18 protein-coding genes and 1 pseudogene are annotated in these 24912 nt (G+C 62.9%); 1 reads left to right on the plus strand and 18 read right to left on the minus strand.

Annotation, left to right across the window (positions count from 1 at the left end; translation table 11 throughout):
* Positions 1-33: 33 nt before the first annotated feature.
* The 9 genes from HX851_RS30790 to arcD (HX851_RS30830) form a co-directional block, all read right to left on the minus strand.
* Positions 34-1410: an L-serine ammonia-lyase gene (locus HX851_RS30790; RefSeq protein ID WP_177063360.1), complete on the minus strand. Its 1377-nt coding sequence runs from the start codon at positions 1408-1410 to the stop codon at positions 34-36.
* Between the two features lie 181 nt (positions 1411-1591).
* Positions 1592-4441, minus strand: coding sequence for an aminomethyl-transferring glycine dehydrogenase (gene gcvP / locus HX851_RS30795; RefSeq protein WP_177066460.1), 2850 nt, complete (start codon positions 4439-4441; stop codon positions 1592-1594).
* 9 nt (positions 4442-4450) lie between these two features.
* On the minus strand, positions 4451-4834 hold the full coding sequence (gene gcvH / locus HX851_RS30800) for a glycine cleavage system protein GcvH (protein WP_177066462.1): 384 nt from the start codon (positions 4832-4834) through the stop codon (positions 4451-4453).
* Positions 4835-5256: 422 nt separating this feature from the next.
* Complete coding sequence (gcsR, locus tag HX851_RS30805) at positions 5257-6765, minus strand: transcriptional regulator GcsR (RefSeq protein WP_177063363.1); 1509 nt, start codon at positions 6763-6765, stop codon at positions 5257-5259.
* A gap of 227 nt (positions 6766-6992) precedes the next feature.
* Positions 6993-7352, minus strand: coding sequence for a DUF5064 family protein (locus HX851_RS30810; protein WP_177063364.1), 360 nt, complete (start codon positions 7350-7352; stop codon positions 6993-6995).
* Positions 7353-7422: 70 nt separating this feature from the next.
* Positions 7423-8352, minus strand: coding sequence for a carbamate kinase (gene arcC, locus HX851_RS30815; RefSeq protein ID WP_177063365.1), 930 nt, complete (start codon positions 8350-8352; stop codon positions 7423-7425).
* Between the two features lie 213 nt (positions 8353-8565).
* Positions 8566-9576, minus strand: a complete 1011-nt coding sequence (locus tag HX851_RS30820; protein WP_177063366.1) for an ornithine carbamoyltransferase — start codon at positions 9574-9576, stop codon at positions 8566-8568.
* A 20-nt stretch (positions 9577-9596) separates the two neighbouring features.
* Positions 9597-10853, minus strand: coding sequence for an arginine deiminase (gene arcA, locus HX851_RS30825; RefSeq protein WP_177063367.1), 1257 nt, complete (start codon positions 10851-10853; stop codon positions 9597-9599).
* Positions 10854-10884: 31 nt separating this feature from the next.
* Positions 10885-12312 carry an arginine-ornithine antiporter gene (gene arcD / locus HX851_RS30830; RefSeq protein ID WP_177063368.1) on the minus strand — a complete coding sequence of 476 codons (1428 nt, stop codon included), beginning with the start codon at positions 12310-12312 and terminating at the stop codon, positions 10885-10887.
* Between the two features lie 448 nt (positions 12313-12760).
* On the opposite strand from arcD (HX851_RS30830), the gene arcD (HX851_RS30835) reads away from it, so the two are divergent.
* Entirely contained in the window at positions 12761-14188 is a 1428-nt protein-coding gene (arcD, locus tag HX851_RS30835) for an arginine-ornithine antiporter (RefSeq protein ID WP_177066464.1), read from the plus strand.
* A gap of 211 nt (positions 14189-14399) precedes the next feature.
* Here arcD (HX851_RS30835) and HX851_RS30840 read toward each other — a convergent pair whose 3' ends face one another.
* The 9 genes and pseudogenes from HX851_RS30840 to fdxA form a co-directional block, all read right to left on the minus strand.
* A complete protein-coding gene (locus HX851_RS30840) occupies positions 14400-15752 on the minus strand; it encodes a CoA transferase (protein ID WP_177066466.1) in 1353 nt (450 codons plus the stop codon).
* A gap of 218 nt (positions 15753-15970) precedes the next feature.
* Positions 15971-16726, minus strand: a complete 756-nt coding sequence (locus tag HX851_RS45630; protein ID WP_370590368.1) for a methyl-accepting chemotaxis protein — start codon at positions 16724-16726, stop codon at positions 15971-15973.
* A 102-nt stretch (positions 16727-16828) separates the two neighbouring features.
* A pseudogene (locus tag HX851_RS45635) lies at positions 16829-18109 on the minus strand (methyl-accepting chemotaxis protein); the annotation flags it as partial.
* 189 nt (positions 18110-18298) lie between these two features.
* Entirely contained in the window at positions 18299-18706 is a 408-nt protein-coding gene (locus HX851_RS30850) for a YbaN family protein (RefSeq protein ID WP_177066471.1), read from the minus strand.
* Between the two features lie 261 nt (positions 18707-18967).
* Complete coding sequence (locus HX851_RS30855) at positions 18968-19576, minus strand: biliverdin-producing heme oxygenase (protein WP_177066472.1); 609 nt, start codon at positions 19574-19576, stop codon at positions 18968-18970.
* A gap of 142 nt (positions 19577-19718) precedes the next feature.
* Positions 19719-22319, minus strand: coding sequence for a TonB-dependent receptor (locus tag HX851_RS30860; protein WP_177066473.1), 2601 nt, complete (start codon positions 22317-22319; stop codon positions 19719-19721).
* A 115-nt stretch (positions 22320-22434) separates the two neighbouring features.
* Positions 22435-23403 carry a FecR family protein gene (locus tag HX851_RS30865; protein WP_177063375.1) on the minus strand — a complete coding sequence of 323 codons (969 nt, stop codon included), beginning with the start codon at positions 23401-23403 and terminating at the stop codon, positions 22435-22437.
* A gap of 85 nt (positions 23404-23488) precedes the next feature.
* A complete protein-coding gene (locus HX851_RS30870) occupies positions 23489-24007 on the minus strand; it encodes an RNA polymerase sigma factor (RefSeq protein WP_177063376.1) in 519 nt (172 codons plus the stop codon).
* A gap of 566 nt (positions 24008-24573) precedes the next feature.
* Complete coding sequence (gene fdxA, locus HX851_RS30875) at positions 24574-24897, minus strand: ferredoxin FdxA (RefSeq protein WP_003222178.1); 324 nt, start codon at positions 24895-24897, stop codon at positions 24574-24576.
* Positions 24898-24912: the final 15 nt, after the last annotated feature.

A 24912-nucleotide genomic window follows, 5' to 3' on the forward strand; every position in this document is an offset into this window, starting at 1 on the left:
TTGCCGGGAGGCCGGTTGCGCCGGCCTTGTCGATCAGCATTCGATAATGTTTACGGCCAGACCGCCACGGGCGGTCTCCTTGTATTTGCTTTTCATGTCGGCGCCGGTCTGGCGCATGGTACGGATGACCTTGTCGAGGGAGACGAAGTGCTGGCCGTCGCCACGCAGGGCCATGCGCACGGCATTGATGGCCTTGACCGAGCCCATGGCGTTACGCTCGATGCACGGTACCTGGACCAGGCCGCCGATGGGGTCGCAGGTCAGCCCGAGGTTGTGTTCCATGCCGATTTCGGCGGCGTTCTCGACCTGTTGCACGGTGCCGCCGAGCACTTCGCACAAGGCGCCGGCGGCCATCGAGCAGGCTACGCCGACCTCGCCCTGGCAGCCGACTTCGGCACCGGAGATCGAGGCGTTTTCCTTGTAGAGAATGCCGATGGCGGCGGCGGTGAGCAGGAAGCGCACCACGCCGTCCTCATTGGCGCCGGGGATAAAGCGCATGTAGTAATGCAGCACGGCGGGGATGATCCCGGCCGCGCCGTTGGTGGGCGCGGTGACCACGCGCCCGCCGTTGGCGTTTTCTTCATTGACCGCCAGGGCGTACAGATTGACCCAGTCCAGCACCGACAGCGCATCGCGCAGGGCGGCTTCCGGGTTCTTGCACAGTTGCCGGTGCAGGGCCGCCGCGCGCCGCTTGACCTTCAAGCCGCCCGGCAGGATGCCTTCATTGCGACACCCGGCATCGACGCAGTCCTGCATCACCTGCCAGATCTTCAGCAGCCCGGTGCGGGTTTCCGCTTCCGGGCGCCAGGCGCTTTCGTTGGTCAGCATGACCTGGCTGATGGACAGGCCGTAGGTGCTGCAATGCCCCAGCAGTTCCTTGGCGCTCTTGAATGGGAAGGTCAGCGGCGTGCTGTCCTCGACGATGCGGTCGGCACCGGCTGCGTCTTCATCGACCACGAAACCGCCGCCGACCGAGTAGTACTCGCGGCTGCGGATCTGGATACCGGCCGCGTCGAAGGCGCGGAAGATCATGCCGTTGGGGTGATAGGCCAGGGGTTTCCTGATCATCGCCAGGTGGAGTTTTTCGTTGAATTCGATGGAATGTTCGCCGAGCAGATTCAGGCGTCCGTCGCTGCGAATGGTGTGCAGGCGGGCGGCAACGGTTTCTGTGTCGACGGTATCCGGGTGCTCACCTTCCAGGCCCAGCAGAACGGCCTTGTCGCTGCCGTGGCCCTTGCCGGTGGCGCCGAGCGAGCCGTACAGCTCGACTTTGACGCAGGTGGTCTGTTGCAGCAGGCTTTCGCGCCGCAGGCCCTCGACGAAACGCGCGGCTGCACGCATCGGACCGACGGTATGGGAGCTGGAGGGACCGATGCCGATCTTGAACAGGTCGAACACGCTCAGTGACATGGGATTCTCCGGGGTCGTTCTTATTATGGTGAGGATGCGATGATCGTTCCCACGCTCGGCGTGGGAATGCCTCTCTGGACGCTCTGCGTCCGCTTCGTGACGCGGAGCGTCACGGGCTGCATTCCCACGCAGAGCGTGGGAACGATCGGTTCTGGTGATCGACAGGGGTTGAGCTATGGTGTCAAGCGTAGTTCTCTATCGACGGGCAGGCGCAGACCAGGTTGCGGTCGCCGAACACATTGTCGACGCGACCGACCGGTGGCCAGTACTTGCCTTCGATCAACGACGCCACCGGGTAGACCGCCTGTTCGCGACTGTACGGGTGCGTCCACTCGCCGACGATTTCCGCCGCGGTGTGCGGGGCGTTCTTCAGCGGGTTGTCGTCCTTGTCCAGGCTGCCGTTTTCCACCGCGCGGATTTCCTCGCGGATACGGATCATGGCTTCGCAGAAACGGTCCAGTTCTTCCTTGGATTCGCTTTCGGTCGGCTCGATCATCAGGGTGCCGGCCACCGGGAACGACATGGTCGGGGCGTGGAAGCCGAAATCGATCAGGCGCTTGGCGACGTCATCGACGCTGATGCCGCTGCTGTCCTTCAATGGCCGCAGGTCGAGGATGCACTCATGCGCCACCAGGCCGTTGCTGCCGGTGTAGAGCACCGGGTAATGCTCTTCCAGGCGACGGGAGATGTAGTTGGCGTTGAGGATTGCCAACTGCGAGGCGCGTTTGAGGCCTTCGCCGCCCATCATGCGGATGTACATCCAGGTGATCGGCAGGATGCTCGCGCTGCCGAATGGCGCCGCGCAGACCGCGCCTTCCTTGCGCTCCATGACGCCGTGACCGGGCAGGAACGGCGTCAGGTGCGATTTCACGCCGATCGGGCCGACGCCCGGGCCACCACCGCCGTGGGGAATGCAGAAGGTCTTGTGCAGGTTCAGGTGCGACACGTCGCCGCCGAACTTGCCCGGGGCACACAGGCCGACCATGGCGTTCATGTTGGCGCCGTCGATGTACACCTGGCCGCCGTTGTCATGAATGATGCCGCAGATTTCGCGGATGCCTTCCTCGAACACGCCGTGGGTCGACGGGTAGGTGATCATCAGCGCGGCGAGGTGTTCGCGGTGCTCGATGGCCTTGGCCCGCAGGTCTTCGATATCGACGTTGCCACGAGCGTCGCAGGCGGTGACCACCACGCGCATACCGGCCATGTTGGCGGTGGCCGGGTTGGTACCGTGGGCCGACGACGGGATCAGGCAGATATCGCGACGGTCATCGCCACGGCTCTGGTGGTAGGCGCGGATCGCCAGCAGGCCGGCGTATTCGCCCTGGGAGCCGGCGTTCGGCTGCAGGGAAATGGCGTCATAGCCGGTGGCGGCGCAAAGCATCGCTTCCAGCTCGTCGGTCAGTTGCTGGTAGCCGGCGCTTTGTGCAGCCGGGGCAAACGGGTGCAGGGCACCGAATTCGGCCCAGGTCACCGGGATCATTTCGCTGGCGGCGTTGAGCTTCATGGTGCACGAGCCCAGCGGGATCATGGTGCGATCCAGGGCCAGGTCCTTGTCCGCCAGCTTGCGCAGGTAGCGCATCAGCTCGGTTTCCGAGTGATAGCGGTTGAAGACCGGGTGGCTGAGGATCGGCGACTGGCGAACCAGGGCCGCCGGAATGGTGCTGGCGACCGACGCGGCGAGGGCGGCGAAGTCCGGCAGCGCCTTGCCCTCGGCCAGCAGGCTCCACAGGGTTTCCACGTCTGCCTGGCAGGTGGTTTCGTCGAGGGACAGGCCCAGGCGCTGACCATCTACCACCCGCAGGTTGATCCGCTGGGCATGCGCCTTGTCGTGCAGGGCGGCAGTCTGTGCACCGGTATTGAGGGTCAGGGTGTCGAAGAAGCTGGTTTGCTCGACGTTCAGGCCCAGCGCGCCCAGGCCCTTGGCCAGGATGGCGGTCAGGTGATGGATGCGGTTGGCGATCTGCACCAGGCCTTGGGGACCGTGGTACACGGCGTACATGCTGGCGATATTGGCCAGCAGGACCTGGGCGGTGCAGATGTTGCTGGTGGCTTTCTCGCGACGGATATGTTGTTCGCGGGTCTGCATTGCCAGGCGCAGGGCCGGCTTGCCGAAACGGTCCACGGATACGCCGACCAGGCGGCCGGGCATATCGCGCTTGAACGCGTCACGGGTGGAGAAGTAGGCCGCGTGCGGGCCGCCGAAGCCCAGCGGGACGCCGAAGCGTTGGGCGCTGCCGATGGCAACGTCGGCACCGAACTCACCCGGCGGGGTCAGCACGGTCAGGGCCAGCAGATCGGCGGCGACGGCCACCAGGGCGTTGGCGGCGTGGAAACGCTCGGCCAGTTCGCGGTAGTCGAACAGGTCGCCGTTGCTGGCCGGGTACTGCAGCAGGGCGCCGAAGAAGGCGCTGACATCGCTCAGTTCACGTTCGTCACCGACCACCACGTCGATGCCCAGCGGCTCGGCACGGGTACGCAACACGTCGAGGGTCTGCGGGTGGCAGTGCACGGAGGCGAAGAAGGCGTGGCTGCCCTTGTTCTTGCTCAGGCGCTTGCAGAAGGTCATGGCTTCGGCGGCGGCGGTGGCTTCGTCGAGCAGCGAGGCGTTGGCGATCGGCAGGCCGGTGAGATCGCTGATCAGGGTCTGGAAGTTCAGCAGCGCTTCGAGGCGGCCCTGGGAAATTTCCGGCTGGTACGGTGTGTAGGCGGTGTACCAGGCCGGGTTCTCCAGCAGATTGCGCAGGATCGGCGATGGCGTGTGGCAGTTGTAGTAGCCCTGGCCAATGTAGGTCTTGAACAGTTGGTTCTTCGCGGCGATGGCCTTGATCGACGCCAGGGCGTCGGCTTCGCTTTGCCCGTCCGGCAGGTCGAGGACGCTGGTGCCCTTGATGCTGTCGGGAATCACGCTGGCGCTCAGCGCTTCGAGGGAATCGAAGCCGAGGGTGGCGAGCATGGCGCGTTCGTCATCCTGGCGCGGGCCGATATGACGGGAGATGAATTCGTTGGCGGTGCCGAGGTTGATGGTCATGGCGATTCCTCAGGCTTCGGCGTTGGCTTTGATCAGGCGGTCGTAGGCGTCCTGATCCAGCAGTTGGCCGACAGCGGCGGCGTCGGCGGGCTTGAAGCGGAAGAACCAGCCTTCGCCCAGCGGGTCTTCGTTGACCAGTTCCGGGCTGTCTTCCAGGGCCGGATTGGTTTCCAGCACTTCACCGTCCAGGGGCATGTACACGCCGCTGGCGGCCTTTACCGATTCCACGGTGGCGGCTTCGGCGCCCTTGTCGTAGGTCTGCAGTTCCGGCAGTTGCACAAACACCACGTCGCCCAGGGCATTCTGCGCGAATGCCGTGATGCCGACGGTGACGCTGCCATCGGCTTCGGTACGCAGCCATTCGTGGTCTTCAGTAAAACGCAACTCGCTCATGGAAACTCCTCAAGGGCCAGACTCGTCTGGTGGACGCGATAAAGGCGAGACCTGTGCCTCGCTTGCATGGGAGTTCCCTTAGCAAGTTTGTGGCCAATGTTGTTTGAGGCTTGTAAATCAAGGGTTTGAGGAAGATTTCAGCCAGTAGGAATGCTGTTGCTGTAGCGAAATCGCTACAGTCGCTAAGAGTAAAAAAAGCCCAACAGGATCAAAGCCTTGTTGGGCGTGGTCTGGCTACATGTGTAGCGAAATCGTTCCGCTGTAGCGCTTTCAGTACAGATGAAGGTCGCTTTTGGTGTGCCCGAGGATGACGCTTAACCCTGTGGGAGCGTGGTTTGCCCGCGAAGAGGTCAGTAAACCTTGCGCCCTGTGAGCGACCGTCATCGCTGGCAAGCCAGGCTCCTACAAGATTTTTCGGTGTATCAAGTCTTGCCCGGGATACCGTACTTGCGCAGGCGATGGGCAATCGCCGTGTGGGAGGTCTGCAGACGGCTGGCCAGTTGGCGCGTGGACGGATACTGGACGTAGAGTTTGCCCAGCAGATCCTTCTCGAACTCCTCGACCGCCTGTTCCAGGCTTTCGATTTCGCTGTCGCCCTGGCGGGCCACGGACGTTCCGGCAATATCCAGGTCACCGATATCCACCAGGCTGCTTTCGCAGATCGCCGCCGCGCGGAAGATCACGTTCTGCAACTGACGGACATTGCCCGGCCAGCGATTGCCCAGCAGTGCCGGATAGGTCCCCGGTGCCAGCCGGCAGACCGGGCGCTGGATCTGCGCGCAGGCCTGCTGCATGAAGTAGCGGGCCAGCAGCAGAATGTCCTGGCCGCGCTCGCGCAGGGGCGGAACCTCGACATTGAGCACATTCAGGCGATAGAACAGGTCCTCGCGAAAGCTGCCTTCGCCGACCATCTTTTCCAGGTTGCGGTGGGTGGCACTGAGGATGCGCACATTGACCTTGACCTCGCGGTCGCCGCCGACCCGGCGAAAGCTGCCGTCATTGAGAAAACGCAGCAGCTTGGCCTGCAGGTACGGTGACATCTCGCCGATCTCGTCGAGAAACACCGTGCCCTGGTTCGCCAGTTCCATCAGCCCCGGCTTGCCGCCGCGCTGGGCACCGGTGAAGGCGCCGGGGGCATAACCGAACAGCTCGCTTTCGGCGAGGTTTTCCGGCAGCGCCGCGCAGTTCAGGGCGAGGAACGGCGCGCTGTGACGGGCGCTGATGGCGTGACAGGCACGGGCCACCAGCTCCTTGCCGGTGCCGGTCTCGCCCTGGATCAGCAAGGGTGCATCGAGTGCCGCGACCCGCTGGGCGCGCGCCTTGAGGGTGCGAATCGCCGCTGACTCGCCGAGCAGGGCATCGAAGCCTTCGGCATGATCGTGATGCAGTGCCGACAGGCGTTCACCGATACGGTTGGGCTGGTACAGTGTCAGCAGCGCGCCGGCGTCGGTGATGGGCGTGGCATCCAGCAGCAGTGTCTGGCCGTTGACGGTGATTTCCCGCAGGGGCAGGCGAAAACCGTTTTCCAGCAGGGCTTCGAGCAAGCCGGGATCGGCGAATAGTCCGGCCACGCTTTCTCCGGCCGGTTCACGCCCGTAGAGGGCAATCAGCGCCGGGTTGGCGAGCAGCACCAGGCCTTCGCTGTCGAGTGCCAGGACCGGATCGGTCATGGCGGCGAGCAAGGCGTCGAGTTGCAGGTGCCGGCGCTGGCCGGGAAGGATGTCCACCACCGTCACCGCCTGCACGCCGCGGACGCTGAACAGCGCATCGCGCAACTCCTCGAGCACTTGCGGGCTCAGGGTCGGGGCATCGATATAGACGTTGGGCGGAACCATTTCCACCGCATCCAGGTTCAGGTTGCGGCCGCCGAGCAGGGCCAGGACTTCCTGGGTAATGCCGACGCGGTCGATGAAACTGACGTGGATACGCATGGGGCGCAATTCGGTTCTGGGCGAGAGGACGCCAAGTATGACATCTCTTGTGGGAGGGGGCTTGCCCCCGAAGCTTTTGATGCTCTTGCGGGCCTCTTCGCGCTCCCACAGGTTTCAGATTCACCACGGCCCCTTGTACGCAGGTTTGGCGGGACGCCGCACCGCCGCGAAGAGCCCATTGCGAGCTAAAAGCTTCCGGGGCAAGCCCCCTCCCACATGAACCTGGGTTATTCCAGGTGCTCGGGCTTCATCGGGTCGCCGGACTTGACGTGGAGTTGCGCCCGCACATCCTCGAACATCTCGTCGTAGTACTTGTGCATCGAAGCAATGCTGGCGCTTTTCGGCAGGCCGTATTGCTGGGCGATATGGGTGGCATGACGGGCGAAGTCGAAGGCCTGGTCCTTGGCCAGGAAGAACGACTCATCCAGGGTTTTTCCCTCGATGCTGCCATGCAAGGTGAACCGCATGCCCTTGCCTTCCCTGGGGTCCTGGGCGAGTTCATAGTCGATACACAGGTTGTAGCTGTAATCGTCCTTGTTCAGCGCGTGCCGCTCGATATGCAGGTGACCGGGCTCGAACTTGGCCATGGGAATTCTCCTTCAAAGCATGGGAGTAGGGCAGACCACGAATCTGCCCCGAGGGTTCAAGGGCAGCTTCTCATGAGTAGACGATACCGGGCTTGGCGGTACTGATCCGCGTCCCTGCCTTACCTTGGACGATCGCTTCGATATCCGCCAGTGAGCCGATCACCGCGACCTTGCCGGTATGTCGGGCGAACTCGCAGGCGGCCTGGACTTTCGGACCCATGGAGCCGGCGGCGAAGCCGAGTTTCTCGAGGTCGTCCGGGTGCGCCTGGACAATGGCTTTCTGGCTCGGCAGACCCCAGTCGACAAAGGCCGCGCTGACATCGGTGGCGATCACCAGCAGGTCGCTGTCCAGCTGTTCGGCCAGCAGCGCCGAGCACAGGTCCTTGTCGATCACCGCCTCGATACCCTTGAGTTTGCCGTCCTCGCCGTACAGGGTCGGGATACCGCCACCGCCGGCACAGATGACGATGCTGCCTTTCTCCAGCAGCCATTTGATCGGTCGGATCTCGAAGATGCGCTTGGGTTTCGGGCTGGCGACCACACGACGGAACTTGTCGCCGTCAGGGGCGATGCTCCAGCCTTTTTCCGCGGCCAGTTGCTCGGCTTCGGCCTTGGCATAGACCGGACCTATGGGTTTGCTCGGATGCTGGAAGGCCGGGTCGTCCGGGTCGACTTCGACCTGGGTCAGCAGGGTGGCGAAAGGCACCTCGAAATCCAGCAGATTGCCCAACTCCTGTTCGATGATGTAGCCGATCATGCCTTCGGTTTCCGCGCCGAGGACATCCAGCGGATAAGGGGAAACCTGGGTGTAGGCGGCCGCCTGCAACGACAGCAGGCCGACCTGGGGGCCGTTGCCGTGGGCGATGACCAGTTGGTTGCCGGCATGGACCTTGGCAATCTGTTCGGTAGCGATACGGATATTGGCGCGTTGATTGTCCGCGGTCATGGGTTCACCACGACGCAGGAGGGCGTTACCGCCCAGTGCTACGACGATACGCATAAGTATTGTCCTTCCAAAGCAAACGAAAGCGATCGAATCTTGTGGCGAGGGGGCTTACCCCCGTTCGGCTGCGAAGCAGTCGTAAAACCTGCAAACTCGGTTTACCAGATGCATCGAGTTGCCAGGTTTCAGGGGCGTTTCGCACCCCAGCGCGGGCAAGCCCGCTCGCCACAAAAGCCCGTTCGCCACATCTCCGGGTTTGATAGTGGCTCGTCAGATATCCGCCAGGGCCGCGACCAGGATCGCCTTGATGGTGTGCATGCGGTTTTCCGCCTGCTCGAAGGCAATGTTGGCGGGTGACTCGAACACCTCTTCGGTGACCTCGACGCCATTGGCCAGGTGCGGATAACGCGCGGCGATATCCTTGCCGACCTTGGTTTCGCTGTTATGGAACGCCGGCAGGCAATGCATGAATTTCACCCTCGGGTTGCCCGCGGCCTTCATCATTTTCGCGTTGACCTGATACGGCAGCAGTTGCTCGATGCGCTCGTCCCAGGCTTCCACCGGCTCACCCATGGACACCCAGATATCGGTGTGGATGAAGTCCACGCCCTTGACCGCTTCGCGCGGGTCTTCGGTGATGGTGATGCGCGCGCCGCTTTCCTCGGCGAACGCCTTGCACTGGGCGATGAAATCTTCATGGGGCCACAGCGCTTTCGGCGCGCCGATGCGCACGTCCATGCCCAGCTTGGCGCCGATCATCAGCAGCGAGTTGCCCATGTTGTAGCGGGCATCGCCGAGGTAGGCGTAGCTGATTTGATGCAGCGGCTTGTCGCTGTGCTCGCGCATGGTCAGGGTATCGGCGATCATCTGCGTCGGGTGGAATTCGGCGGTCAGGCCGTTGAACACCGGCACCCCGGCGAACTTCGCCAGTTCCTCGACGATTTCCTGTTCGAAGCCACGGTATTCGATGGCATCGAACATCCGCCCCAGTACGCGGGCGGTGTCCTTCATGCTTTCCTTGTGGCCGATCTGCGACGACACCGGGTCGATATAGGTGACGTGGGCGCCCTGGTCATGGGCCGCGACTTCGAAGGCGCAACGGGTGCGGGTCGAGGTCTTTTCGAAGATCAGCGCGATGTTCCGGCCCTTGAGGTGCTGTTGTTCGGTGCCGGTGTACTTGGCGCGCTTGAGGTCGCGAGACAGGTCGAGCAGGTAGTGCAGCTCGCGATTGGTGTGGTGCATCAAGCTCAGCAGGCTGCGATTGCGCATATTGAAAGCCATTTTTCAGATCTCCCTGAATATCAGTAATCGATCGGATCGCGAATGATCGGGCAGGTCATGCAGTGGCCGCCGCCACGGCCGCGGCCGAGTTCGCCGGCGCTGATGGTGATGACCTCGACACCGGCCTTGCGCAGCAGGGTGTTGGTGTAGGTATTGCGGTCATAGCCGATCACCACGCCAGGCTCCACGGCGACCACGTTGTTGCCGTCGTCCCACTGTTCGCGCTCGGCGGCGAAGGCGTTGCCACCGGTTTCCACCACGCGCAGGGCCTTGAGGCCCAGTGCCTGGGCGACGGTGTCGAGGAAGCTGGCTTCTTCGCGGCGCACATCGATGCCACCCGGCTTGCTCTCGTCCGGCCGCAGGCTGAAGGCGACGATCTGGTTCACCACTTCCGGAAAGATGGTCACCAGGTCGCGGTCGCAGAAGCTGAACACGGTGTCCAGGTGCATGGCCGCGCGGGACTTCGGCAGGCCGGCGACGATCACCCGCTCCACCGCCTTGTGCTTGAACAGGTTCAGCGCCAGTTGGCCGATGGCCTGGCGCGAGGAACGCTCGCCCATGCCGATCAGGACCACGCCCTTGCCGATCGGCATCACGTCGCCGCCTTCGAGGGTGGCGTTGCCGTGTTCCTGGTCCGGGTCGCCGTACCAGACCTGGAAGTCGGCCTCGGTAAACTGCGGATGGAACTGGTAGATGGCGCTGGCGAGCAGGGTTTCCTGGCGACGCGCCGGCCAGTACATCGGGTTGAGGGTCACGCCGCCGTAGATCCAGCAGGTGGTGTCGCGGGTGAACTGGGTGTTGGGCAGCGGCGGCAGGATAAAGCTGGAATGGCCGAGGAAGTCGCGGAACATCTCGATGGTCTTGCCGCCGAAGCTGTCGGGCAGGTCATCGGCGGAGACGCCGCCGATGAGGAATTCGGCGACCTTGCGCGGTTCCAGGCTGCGCAGCCAGGAGCCGACTTCGTTGACCAGGCCGAGGCCGACCTGGTTGGCGGTGATCTTGCGTTCGAGGATCCAGTCCAGGGCTTCCTTCTGGCCGACGATATCGGTCAGCAAGTTGTGCATTTCCAGCACGTCGATATCGCGCTCACGCATCTTGGTGACGAAGTCGAAGTGATCGCGCTTGGCCTGGGCGACCCAGAGCACATCGTCGAACAGCAGTTCGTCGCAGTTGTTCGGGGTCAGCCGCTGGTGGGCCAGGCCGGGGGAGCACACCATCACCTTGCGCAGTTTGCCGGCTTCGGAATGGACGCCGTACTTCACTTTTTCCGTGGTCATTGCAGATCCTCCAGATGGAACAAACAGGGTGTTACAGAGTCAGGAAGCCGTCGTAGAGCCCGTAGGCGGCCACCAGGGCGCCTGCGACCACTGCGGCGAAAATCAGCTTCTCGACGTTGGTGAAGATCGGTTTGCCCAGCTCATGCTTGGCCTTGGCGAACAGGATCGCGCCGGGGGCGTAGAGCAGGGCGGACAGCAGCAGGTATTTCACTCCACCGGCGTACAGCAGCCAGACTGCGTAGATCAGCGCGATAGCACCGATGACCAGGTCCTTGCGGCGCTCGGCGAAGGCGTTTTCATAGGACTCGCCGCGTACCGCCAGCAGTACGGCGTAGGCCGCCGACCACAGGTACGGCACCAGGATCATCGAGGTGGCCAGATAGATCAGCGACAGGTAGGTGCTGGCGGAAAACAGCGTGATCACCAGGAAGACCTGGACCATGGCATTGGTCAGCCAGAGGGCATTGGCCGGTACATGATTGGCGTTTTCCCGGCGCAGGAACTCCGGCATGGTGTGGTCCTTGGCGGCGGCGAACATGATCTCCGCGCACAACAGCACCCACGACAACAAGGCACCGAGCAGCGAGATGATCAGGCCGACGCTGATCAGCACCGCGCCCCAGTGACCCACCACATGCTCCAGCACCGCGGCCATGGACGGATTCTGCAGCTTCGACAGTTCCGGCTGGGTCATGATCCCCAGGGACAGCACGTTCACCAGCACCAGGAACAGCAGCACGGTGATGAAACCGATGACCGTGGCCTTGCCGACGTCCGAGCGTTTTTCCGCCCGGGAGGAAAAGATGCTCGCCCCCTCGATGCCGATAAACACCCAGACGGTCACCAGCATCATGTTGCGGACCTGGTTCATCACGCTGCCCAGGTCCGGATTCTTCACCCCCCAGATGTCAGCAGTGAAGATATCCAGCTTGAAGGCGAACAGCGCGATCAGCACGAACAGCAGCAGCGGCACGACCTTGGCAACGGTGGTCACCAGGTTGATGAAGGCCGCCTCCTTGATTCCGCGCAGCACCAGGAAGTGCACGCCCCAGAGCAGCAGCGAGGCGCCGATCACCGCCGCGACGGTGTTGCCTTCGCCGAAGATCGGGAAGAAGTAGCCGAGGGTGCTGAACAGCAGGACGAAATAGCCGACGTTGCCCAGCCAGGCGCTGATCCAGTAGCCCCAGGCCGATGAGAAACCCATGTAGTCGCCGAAACCGGCCTTGGCGTAGGCGTAGACCCCGCCGTCCAGGTCCGGCTTGCGATTGGCCAGGGTCTGGAACACGAAGGCCAGGGTCAGCATACCGACGGCGGTAATGGCCCAGCCGATCAATACCGCACCGACATCCGCGCTGGCGGCCATGTTTTGTGGCAGGGAAAAGATCCCGCCGCCGATCATCGAGCCAACTACCAGGGCGACCAGAGCGCCTAAACGTAGTTTTCCGGGAGATTCAGACATTGCATGACTCCAATCCAGGAGAAGTGAGGCTACAGGGTAGGTCCGGGAGTAATAACGGGAGGTGATTCAGATCAGTTCATTGGCACATTCCATTGAAAATGAATGACTTGAGTCTATTACGCGGGTACAACGTGGCCCTCGCTGAAAGGCTTGTTCCAGAGGCCTCGCGGGAGAATTAAAAGGAATAATTCGTATTGCCGTGGATGTTTAAACTAGACAGTTTTCAGGAGAGTGCAAATTCCTGGCGTCAAATTTTCAAACGCCCTTGATTAATCTCGAATCGCTCACAAAACTCTCTGTTCGAGCCGGGCATATAGTCGAAATCGATCTTAAGCTCTCGTGTTTATCAGCCCTATCCAATAAACGAACTCCTGCAGGCAATGATTAATCGAGTGAACACCCGTTCTCTCTTCGGTAACTGAAATAATTAGTAATACAGGGAGCGTATATGTCACAGCCGGCACAGAAACTGCGACTCGGCGCACTGATTGCCCTGGTGGTCGGCTCGATGATCGGCGGCGGGATCTTTTCCCTGCCGCAGAACATGGCCGCGCGGGCCGACGCCGGCGCCATACTGATCGGCTGGGGGATCACGGCGATTGGCATGCTGACCCTGGCCTTCGTGTTCCAGACCCTGGCCAATCGCAAGCCGGAACTGGATTCCGGGGTCTACGCCTATGCCAAGGCCGGGTTTGGCGACTACATGGGTTTCTCATCGGCCTGGGGCTACTGGATCAGTGCCTGGCTGGGCAATGTCGGCTACTTCGTCCTGCTGTTCAGCACCCTGGGTTACTTTTTCCCGGTCTTTGGCCAGGGCAATACCCCAGTGGCCATCGGTTGTGCCTCGGTGTTGCTGTGGGCGGTGCATTTCCTGGTCATGCGCGGGATCAAGGAGGCCGCCTTTATCAACCAGGTGACCACGGTGGCGAAGATCGTGCCCTTGGTGATGTTTATCGTGATCGCGGCGGTGGCCTTCAGGGCCGATATCTTCACCCGGGATATCTGGGGCCGTGGCAACCCGGATTTCGGCGGGGTGATCGACCAGGTGCGCAACATGATGCTGGTGACGGTGTTCGTCTTTATTGGTATCGAGGGCGCCAGTGTCTACTCCGGGCGGGCCGAGAAGCGCGCGGACGTCGGCAAGGCCACGGTCATCGGTTTTATCGGCGTGCTGGCCTTGCTGGTGCTGGTGAACGTGCTGTCCCTGGGGATCATGAGCCGGCCGGATCTGGCGCAGTTGCAGAACCCGTCCCTGGCGGCGGTGCTGGAGCATATCGTCGGGCCCTGGGGGGCCTTGCTGATCAGCATCGGTCTGGCGGTGTCGCTGCTCGGGGCCTTGTTGTCCTGGGCGTTGCTGTGCGCCGAAATCCTCTTTGCCACGGCGCGGGACCGGACCATGCCGGCCTTCCTGAAAAAGGAAAACGCCAACCATGTGCCGGTCAATGCGTTGTGGCTGACCAATGTGATGATCCAGGTGTTCCTGCTGATCACGCTGTTTTCGGCCGGTACCTACACCAGCCTGATCTACCTGGCGTCGTCGATGATCCTGGTACCGTACCTGTGGTCGGCGGCCTATGCGGTGTTGTTGAGCGGTCGTGGAGAAACCTACGAGGGGGCGGCGGGCGAGCGCGGCAGGGACCTGCTGATCGGCGCTGTCGCGCTGGTCTACGCGATCTGGCTGTTGTATGCGGGCGGGGTGAAATACCTGCTGCTCTCGGCGCTGCTGTATGCCCCGGGAGTGATCCTGTTTGCCCTGGCCAAGCGTGAGCAGGGCGAGCCGCTGTTCACGCGCGTGGAGAAGGGGATCTTCGGTTGTGTGTTGGCCGGGGCTTCGTTGGCGGCCTATGGGTTGTATAGCGGGGTGTTGAGCCTTTGAATCTTGGTGGTGCCTGTCCGGGCCTCTTCGCGGGCAAGCCCGGCTCCTGCAGGGCCCAGGTTGCACACCGATTTTGTGTACGGCGCAAACCTTGTGGGAGCTGGCTTGCCAGCGAAGGGCCCCGGCTCCTAAAGGGCCCGCGTTGCACACCGATTTTGTGTACGGCGCAAACCTTGTGGGAACTGGCTTGCCAGCGAAAGCGATTGCAGATTCACCACCACGTTGCGGGATGGGCACCCAGTTCCCCGGCCGGGAACTGCCAGCGCAACGGCGACCCTTCTATGTTCAGCGGTGCTGCCAGGCGATGCGCCGGCCCCCAGACGGTGTATTCCACCAGAGTGCTGCGATCGGCCGGCACTTCCCGACGCAAGGGCTCCGGCTCATTGACCGACCCCTGTTCCACCAGCAACTTCGCGGTCCGCGCCAATGACAATCGGGCCGAACCGCCGCGCCCGCTGTGCAATCGTTCGGTCAACGCCCTGATCGCCGTGGCCGCCATCAGGTAGCCGGTGCCCTGGTCCAGCGCCTGCACCGGCAGCGGCGTCGGTGTATCCGTCTGCTTCCAATGCATGCCTGCCTGGGCGATCCCGCAGCTCATCTGCACCAGGCTGTCGAAGCCGCGACGGTGCTGCCACGGCCCGCTCCAGCCATAGGCATTGAGACTGACGTCGATCAGTCCGGGCGCCAGTTGCCGGCGTCGCCGGGCGTCGTAGCCCAGCCGCTCCAGGGCATCGGCCCGATAACCGTGCAGGAGGATATCGGCCTGGCTCAACAGGCGTTCGAAGACCTCGCGGTCGGCGCTGTCGTGCAGGTCGAGCCGGGCACAACGCTTGCCCAGGGTGACTTCCGGGACCAGGGCGGGCTCGTCCCAGTCCGGCGGGTCGATACGCAGCACATCGGCGCCCAGGCCGGCGAGCAGGCGGCTGGCAACGGGCCCGGCCAGCACTCGCGTCAGGTCGAGGATCTTGATTCCGGCCAGCGGACGTGTGGTCGAACCCAGCCAGGCTTGTCGATGTCTGCTGTCGTCAGTGGCGCGCTGGATCAGCGCTTCGGCATTGACCGCCAGGCCCTGGGGATGGTTTTTCCAGTCGTTCCACCCGCGCATTTCGGCGGCGCAGCCGCCGGCCTCGACGACGGCCTGTTCCAGTTCTCCCTTGGCCCACTGGGCAACCAGGGCTGCCATCGCCTGGCGATCCGTGGCGCGGCCGAGGACCTGTTCGGCGGCGCCACGATGGTGCGGTGCATTGGTGTGCAGGCGGATCCAGCCGTCACGGGTGGCGTAGTCACCGGCAATCGGGTCCCATGGCGACGGGAGGGTCCAGTCGATGGGGCGCAGGGAGCTGGCGAACCAGAAGGAGGCCAGGCGCCGGTCGACGGCGATGTCCGGGCGTTGTCCGGTTTGCTGCTGGAGCAATTCGGCGACTGCTGCGCCGACGGCGGCGAGACTGGCGCTGGCCAGGTCGGTGACGGCAAAGGCCGAGGGCAGGGCGCCGCGTTCGGTGAAGGTCGGGGCAGAGACCGGCAGTTCGAGTGCGGTTTGAATGGACGTCAGCAGATCAGTCATTGAAAAGCCCTCCATGAGAAGGGCCATTGCACCGCAAATAGCCCGGACTGTCGAGATCGTTCCCACTGTCCATGGGAATGCCTCTGTGGGCTTTGATCGTTCCCACGCTCTGCGTGGGAATGCCTACCTGGACGCTCTGCGTCCCCTCAAAAGCTTCGCGGGCAAGCCCGCTCCCAGAGCGTCACGGGCTGCATTCCTTTGCTGCGCGTGGGAACGATCTATACCCGGAACTGATCCATCAGCTTCATCTGGTGGTTGGCCAGGGCATTGAGCTGGCTGCTGACCTGCGCCGATTCGTCGGCCTGCCCGGTCAGGGTTTCGGTCACGCTGCGGATTGCCGAGACATTGCGGTTCACTTCCTCGGCCACCGCGCTCTGCTGTTCCGCCGCGCTGGCGATCTGCAGGTTCATGTCGCTGATCACGGTCACCGCGTCGCTGATCTTGCCCAGGGCCTGCACCGCCTGCTGAATCTGCCCGGCATTGCTCTGGGCCTGGCTCTGGCTCGAGTGCATGGTCGCCACCACACCACGGGTGGCACTCTGGATCCGCTCGATCACCAGACGGATTTCCTCCACCGAGTCCTGGGTGCGCTTGGCCAGGTTGCGCACTTCATCGGCGACCACGGCGAAACCGCGTCCGCTTTCCCCGGCCCGGGCCGCCTCGATGGCCGCGTTCAGGGCCAGCAGGTTGGTCTGCTCGGCAATGCTGCGGATCACCTCCAGTACCGAACCGATCTGCTCGCTGTTGACCGCTAGGGCTTCGACTTCGCCCACGGCCTTGCTGACTTCCTCGGCCAACTGGTTGATATCGCGGGTGCTGCGCTCGATGATCGACATCCCGTCCCTGGCCGACTGATCCGCGCCCTTGGCCGCCTGGGCGGCGTTCGAGGCGCTGTTGGCGACATCGTGGGCGGTGGCGCTCATTTCGTTGGAGGCGGTGGCGACCTGGTCGATTTCGCGGAACTGGGTCTGCATGCCTTCGCTGGTCTGGCGGGCGATGGCCGAGGACTGGTCGGCGGTGCTGCGGGCATCGACGATGCTCTGCTTGATCTGGGCAATGGTCGGTTGCAGCTTGTCGAGGAAACGGTTGAACCAGCCGACCAGCTCGCCCAGTTCGTCTTTCCTGCTGTAGTCGAGGCGCTGGGTCAGGTCGCCGTCGCCGCTGGCAATCGCCTTGAGCATCGCCGCCACGCGGTTGATCGGCCGGGTCACGCCGGAGGCCGTCAGCCAGATCAGCAGCAGGCCGACCAGCCCGGCAACGGCGGCGATCAGCAGGGCTTGCAGGGTACCGCGGGACTGCGCTTCATCGAGCACCTTCTGCAGTTTCACCGAGTCGGCGAGCAGGACCTTTTGCGGCAGGTCGATCACCACGCCCCAGGACTTGGCCTCGGGAATCGGGCTGACCGGATACACCGCGCGGATCAGGTCGCCTTGCCTGAGGATCTTCGTCCCGCTGCCGGAGACGGCCTGGAGCACGTCCTTGCCTTCACCGCCGAGGACGTCGCCGATGTTCTTGCCGACCGCCGCCGGGTCACCACTGAAACCGGCGAGTACGCCGCTGCCGGAAACGATCAGCATGTTGCCGGCACCGTTGAACAGCTCGCGGCGCGAGTCGTTGGCGGCGGCCTGCAGGGAGTCCAGGGCGATGTCGATGCCGACCACGCCGATGACCTTGCCGTTGCTGACCAGCGGCAGGGAAATGGTGGTCATCAGCATCAGCTTGCCACCCACGGTGTCGGCGTACGGGTCCAGCAGGCAGGTCCGCTTGTTGTCGCGCGGGCAGGTGTACCAGCTGTTGTAGGGCGTACCGCTGAGGCTGAGGGTGGTCTTGTTCATGTCGTCCTCGACCATCACCGTATTCAACGCCTGGCCACCGGCGCGACTCCAGTAGCTGGCGAAGCGGCCGGCCTCGTTGGCGCCGCGCGGTGCGTCATTGAGGAATTCGCCATCCTTGCCATCGAGACCGTTGGGCTCGAAGGCCAGCCAGACACCGAGCACCCTGGCGTTGCGGTCGAAAGCGGTCTTGAGGCTCTGGTTGAGATCCTCGCGCAGGGCCGCTGCCGGTAGCGCATGCCTGTCGGCCTGGGTACGCATGTCGTTGATCTGGTCGGCCAGGGCGGTGATCACCAACAGGCTTTCGCCGAAGGTCTTCTGCAGGCGCACGGCCTGTTCGGCGGCCTTGGCCTGGAGCAGGTCCTGGACACTGGCGATCAGCATCTGGCTGCTGGAGGACTCGGTCAGTGCGTTGCTCTGGCGAGTCTGGTAGACATTCATGCCGACAATCAGCCCCACTACGCCAAGCAGGCACAGGCCGGACAGCAGGACGATTTTCAGGCGGATGGAGAGGGCGTCGAACATAGGCGTACTCGCGAGATGGAAAAGGGGGAAGACAGGCGAGTCCGGGCCGACTCCTGTTCGCCAACTCCATCCGGCGCTATTCCTGCAACATCGGCTACAGGCCTTGTTAAATGAGGCTTTGCCGATGAGCGGTGGTCGCAAACGGTTGCGTGGGAAGAACCAGCGGAGAGTACGGATGCAGCAGTGTTTTCAGGGTTGCCCGGCGACCGGCAGGTGCTCGGGACGGGACCAGATCCACAGATTGCCCAGGCTCATGCCGGCGATGGCCAGGTAGATCGGCCAGCCATGTTCGAGCATCACCAGCATCAGGGTGGCGCAGATCAACATGCTGACGGTGGCGCTGATCTTGGCCCGGCGGGCGATGATCTTGCCATTGCGCCAGTTGCTCAGGATCGGCCCGAACAGGCGGTGGTTTTCGAGCCAGGCACTCAGGCGCGGCGAGCTTCGGGTGGCGGCCCAGGCGGCCAGCAGGATGAACTCGGTGGTGGGCAGGCCGGGCACGACAATGGCGATCAGGCCGATGGCGAGGCTGACATAGGCGAGCACGCCGAACAGGATGCGCGCGAGTTTCGAGGACGAGGGTGTTTTGCTGGTCATGGCATCGATTGTGGTGCGCTGGATTGAATGGCTCAAGCCTTGGTGCAACGCTGTTCATTCAAGGAGTTTGCAGCGAAACACATTCTTGTGGCGAATGGGCTTGCCCGCGCTCGACTGCGAAGCAGGCGCAAAACCGGCTGTCTCGGCCTGTCTGATGGGCCGAGAGAGTCGGTGTTAGGGCCGCTTCGTACCCCAGCGCGGCGGTGCGGCGTGCCGACAAGCCCGCTCTTCACGACGTAGCGTCCACCAGGGGACCTCGTATCAAGCCAGTTCGGGCGCCGTGGCGTAGGCTTGTTCCAGCAGCACGGTGAAGCGGACGAAGGCATCGATGGCGCCTTTTTCCACCGCGGCTTCTTCTTCGGCGCTGAACTCCAGGCCGTCGAAGGTCTTGATAAAGCTCTTCCAGCCTTCGGCACGACCACCGGCCGGCTCGCCCAGGTGACGGGCACCGAAGGTTTCGCTCAGGCCCAGGCCAACGGCACGCTTGATCAGGAATGCGGCACCGAGCTTGGAGCCTTCGGAAACGAAGATCCAGCCCAGGGCTTCGGCCTTGCTCGGGTTGCTCACGGCACCGGCGACCGCTGCCGGTACTTCGGTGTCCAGGTCCGCCAGGTCGGCCTTGGCCTGTTCGGCACGGCAGCGGGCCGGCAGGTCCGGCACGATGGCGATCAGTTCGGGATCGTTGTACAGGGCGACCAGTTCCGATTGGAACAGGTACTGGGCGACGACGAAACGGGCGAAATTGGCCTGGGTTTCGAACGGTGCATGGGCCTTCACCAGATGGTCGAGCCTGGTGTGCGGCTCGTTGGTGATCTGGTTCAGGCGTTGGGAGCGCAGGTTCGGGCGCTGGGTGTTGTCCTGGGAGGTCATTGCGAAGTCCTTGGGAATGAGAGGCGCTTTCAATTGCTACACAAATAGATAGACGAATCAGAAGACGCGCCACAGTAAAAAAACCTCACCCCGCCGGTTCATATCGCGGCGGGGGAGGTGTGCAGGGGGCGGATTTGCGGGGTCAGATATCCCAGATCAGGTTGACCGAGACGTTGCGACCCGGAGCGGTCAGGCGGTCGAGGTTGGCCGGGCTGACGGCACCGGCCTCACCTACGCCGTCATAGCCGCGTACGTCATCCCAGTTCCAGTATTTCTTGTCGGTCAGGTTGTACAGACCGGCATTGACGGTCACGTCGTCGGTCACCTTGTAGAAGCCGGTCAGGTCGATCACGCCATAGCCCGGGGTCTTGAACTGCTTGCTGCTGGTCAGGCCGTCCGGGGCGTTGAAGGTGGTGTCATCGACCCGATCCTTGCGCTTGACCAGGGTCCAGCTCAGCAACGCGCCGTAGTTGTCTTGGTCGTAGCCGAGGCCGAACACGCCGGTGAGCGGGTTGACGCTGTTGATCGGCTCGCCGGTGTCATCGTTGCGACCGTAGGCATAGGCCACCGAGCCCTGGGTGTAGAGGCCCTGGGGGGCGCCGAAGCTGTCCAGGTCCAGGCGGCCCTTGGCTTCCGCGCCCTTGATGGTGGCGTGCTTGATGTTCGCGGTCTGGAAGGTCAGCTCGCTGTAGCCCGGGGCGACGGCGTCTTCGTTGATGAAGTCGCGATACTTGTTATAGAACACCGCCACGTCGAAGGAGCCGGCATCGAACTTGCCACGCAGGCCGGTTTCGTAGCTCTTGCTCTTTTCCGGTTCCAGGTTCGGGTTGGGCTCGACGTTATAGCCGGACGTGCTGTTCTGGAAGCGACCATAAAGGGCTTTGGCCGATGGCGTGCGGAAACCTTCGGCGTATTGGCCGTACCAGGTGTACTGGTCGGTCAGGGCATAGGTCAGACCGAACTTGGGCGACAGCCGATGCCAGGTCTTGTCGGAACCGTCGATGGTGCCGCCACCCGCGGCGTTGATGGTGTTGACGAATTCCTGGGTGATGTGCGGCTTGAGCTGGGTGTAGTCGTAGCGCAGGCCGGGCAGGAAGGTCCATTTGTTCCAGCTGATCTGGTCCTGGGCGAACAGGCCGTAGCTGTCGATGGTCGGGTCCGGGAAGTCGCTGGATTTCACCAGCCGGTCCCTCGGGCTATCGCCACCGATGACCGTACAGCCCTGCGCCAGGCTGCTGAGTGCCAGGCAGGTGCCGCTGCCGCTGCGCGAGCCGGTGACTTTCTGCTGCTTGATCGTGGTGCCATACGTCAGCAGATGGTCGGTTTCGCCGACGTTGAAGGCCTTGTCCGCCTGGGCGTCGAGCACCCACTGCTGTTCCTGGTAGACCGTGTCGCGGCTGCGCATCACATGGCGGACGAAGGGGAAGTAGTCTTCCAGGGTGCTCTCGTCGGTCTTGGCGGTCTGGTAGTTCAGGCTCAGCTTGACGTGATCGGCCAGGGCACTGTCCAGGCCGAAGCTGTTCTCGATACCGAAACGCTCGCGGGTCACCGTGTCGTTGCCCGTGCGCGAGAGGTACATGCCGACCGGGACGCCATTGCCGAACGGTCCGCCCACGGCGCTGCGCTGGTTGGTGTCGATGTCGCTCTTGAAGCGTTCGTAGGTCAGGCCCAGGCGGGAGTCGTCATTGTAGTTCCAGCCCAGCTTGGCCAGCACGTTGGTGGTCCGGGCGGTTTCCGGGTTGGCCTCGGTCCGCTTGAGGCCGGTGCCGCCGGTGTCGCCATAGGATTCGGTTTCGCGACCGTTGCGCTGGCTCAGGTGCAGCAAGCCGTCGAAGTCGCCGTTGCGACCGGCGACGGTGCCGGAGGTCAGCCAGCTGTTGTCGGCGGAACTGTAGCCGGTCTTCAGGCGCGCGCCGGTGTCCTGGCCGGGCTTGATGATGTCGTCCGGATCGAGGGTGTAGTAACTCACGGCGCCGCCGATGGCATTGCTGCCGTAGAGAACGGAGGCCGGTCCGCGCAGGATCTCCACGCGCTTGATGATTTCCGGATCGACGTAGTTGCGCTGGGTCTGCGCGTAGGGACCGTTGAAGAAACTGTCGGGGATCTCGACGCCATCGACCTGGGTCAGGATGCGGTCGCCGTCGATACCTCGGATGTTGTAGTTGCTGATACCGCCGCCGCGCTGACCGGCACCGCCGACCGAGACGCCGGGCTCATAACGCACCAGTTCCTTGATGGTGTTGACGTTCTGCCGGTCGAGTTGCTGGCGGTCCTGCACGGTCACGGTGCTCGGCACCGAGGACACGTCCTGCTCCTGGCGGGTGGCGCTGATGGTCACCTGCTGCAGGTTGAGAGTGCTGCCGCCGGCGCGTTTTTCCAGGACGATATTGTTGTCGCCCAGCTTGCGGTAACTCAGGTTGGTGCCGACCAGCAGGCGCTCCAGGGCCTTTTCCGGCGTCAGCGCACCGCGTACGCCCGGTGATGCCACGCCCTGGCCCAACTCGGCGGGCAGGCCGACTTGCCAGCCGGTGACCGTGGTGAACGCATTCAGGGCCGACACCAGCGGTTGCTGGGCGATCGCGAAGTTGTAGTTGCCCAGGCTGCGTGCCGGCTGTTCGGCGCTGGTGGCCGCGAGCACGGGAGTCGCCTGGGCACCGGCGAGCAACACGGCGACGGTGAGCAAGGACAGGGTGCACTGTTGCAGGCCGCCGCTGCGGGCCTTGGGCGTGAAACGTGTGGGCATCGATAGCGCTCCGGTGTACGAATCTTATAGTTGCAATGCGATTCTTTATGAGAATCACTTGCATTGGCTATAACGAGACGAATGGCCTATCGCTATCGAGTAAAAAAACTTTCAGCTAGTTGAGAATGACCAGCGCCGGGTATTCCGATACCCGCGCGGAGGTGATGTGGGCGAGGGAGCGGACCACGTCCAGAGGCTTGTCCAGGCGGTAGTTGCCGGTCACGGCGACCTGCGCCAACTGCTCGTTGTTGTTGACGATCCAGCCGGGGTAATAGCGCCGCAGTTCGGCCAGCACCTGGCTCATCGGGCAGTTCTCGAACACCAGCCGACCCTGGACCCAGGCCAGGTCCTTCTGTACGTCGAGCTTTTCCGGACGACCAAAGCCATGTGGACCGATCCGCACGCTGTTGCCGGCGGAGAGACGCAGACGGGCGCTGTCGTCGCGGGTGCGCAGGTCGACATCACCACGTTCCACCTGGACCTGCGCTTCGCCATTGAGGTAACGCACGGCGAAGGCGGTATCGCGCACGCTGGCCTGGACCGGGCCGGCATCGACTTCCAGCGGGTGTTCGCGCTGGCCGGACACCTCGAAAAACGCCTCGCCCTTGTACAGCCGGGCCACATGCCTCTGCTCGGTGAAGGAACTGGAGAACGCCGAGTTGGTATTGAGCAGGACCTTGGAGCCATCTTCCAGCTGCAGGTGCTGGCGCTCACCGACCACGGTCAGGTGATCGGCCTGCAGGCGCAATGGCAGGTTGCCGTAGGTGCCGATGGCGATCAGCAGCACGGCGGCGGTCGCCAGGGGTTTCCAGTGGGGGCGCAAGCGTCGTGGCAGCGACGGTCGACGGCGGGCTTGCAGGGCCTGGGCGGCGGCGATCACCGGTTCGGCATTCCAGGCGCCGCTGGCGCGGGCATAGGCCTGGGCGTGCGCCGGATCGGCGGCGAGCCAGGCATTGAATTCGACGCGCTGCTCGGCGCTCGGGCACTCCATCACGATCAGCCAGTCCAGTGCCTGATCCATGGCGTTGTCTTGCAACACCTGCCGAGCCGGCTCGGGGGAGTGCAGGTTGGGGCTGTCCGTCACGGGTGTTCCTCGGTAATCGCTGCCACGGTTCGATTCGATGATCCGCTGCTGTGCATGGACGGATCTTATAGGTCTGGTGCCAAGCTTAAGGGCGATCCAGGCGTTCGGCCACCCCGACACAGATGGCCATGATCAGCTTGAGTTCCTTCTGCACTGTGCTCAGGGACACGTCGAGCTGTTCGGCGATCTCCTGATAGCTGCAGCCGTGCAGGCGGCTGAGGATGAAGATCTGCTGCTGGCGGGCACTCAATTGACCAAGGCTCACACTCAGGCGCTCCAGCAGTTGTTCGGCATGGGTGGCATCTTCCGGGGTGCTCAGTGGCGCGGCGACATTCTCCACGACCTCCATGGGCACGTCTTCCATCAGGGTGCGCGACTGGATACGTCGTGCGCGCAGGTGGTCCAGCGCCAGGTTGCGGGCGGTCTGGAACACAAAGGGCTCGAGGTGATCGATGGAGCGTTCGCTCAACGCCCGGGTGACCCGCAGGTACGTCTCCTGCAACAGGTCTTCGGCGGTGCTGTGGTTGTGCACCATGCGTTGCAGCGTACGCAGCAGCGAGACCCGCTGGGTGAGGAAGACCTGATTGAACTGGGATTGCGTCACGACAGCACCGGAGCGATTACAAGCGAATGATAATGCTTATCATCTGTGTCGTTGGTCAAGCCCTAATGTGTCTGTCGGTGTCCCTGAGCGGGGCGCACTCCTTGGGGTTGCGCAGGCTGTCGGGACGCAAAAGGACTCTGTCTGGATCAGGAAGTTCTTTTTTATTGGCTTGGCTGTGTAAGCCTTTGCTTACGCGTTGCGTAAGCGATCAAGGATGAACGTAGGAATAGATTACCGCATATTTTATGTATCCTATTGAAATACATATATTTTTTATTTTTGTGGTGGATCCAAAGCGCTACGATACGTCGTTGGATCCACTTGCAGACGATCTGAAAACCCTTAATATCAGCCCTGTGTCGACGGATAGACACGGTGATCAAGGAAGGTCGCTGCAAGGAACATCGCAGGATGCGATTCATCAGGATGATGAAAGGGAAAAAAGGGATTAGGGAAAAAATGTGGGCGGGTCATACCGCCCCTTTTTTTTGCCCGCAGGAAAGTGAAGGCCCCTGCCCGGAAACGCAAAAAGGCCCGCAAGGGGCCTTTTCAGGAACGCTCTGCAATCAGCGTTCGAGGTCTTTGATCTTGCCTTTGACGCCATCCCACTCTTCGGCATCCGGCAGCGATTCTTTCTTCTCGGTGATGTTGGGCCAGATTTCGGCCAGCTCGACGTTCAGCTGAATGAACTCTTGCATGTCCTCCGGGACTTCATCCTCGGAGAAAATGGCCACGGCAGGGCATTCCGGCTCGCAAAGCGCGCAGTCGATGCACTCGTCCGGGTGAATCACCAGGAAGTTCGGGCCTTCGTAAAAGCAGTCCACCGGACAGACTTCTACGCAGTCGGTGTACTTGCACTTGATGCAGTTGTCGGTGACGACGAAGGTCATTTCTAATTTTCTCCT

It is taken from the genome of Pseudomonas gingeri (genome assembly GCF_013385635.1).
Classification (GTDB): Bacteria; Pseudomonadota; Gammaproteobacteria; order Pseudomonadales; family Pseudomonadaceae; genus Aquipseudomonas; species Aquipseudomonas gingeri_A.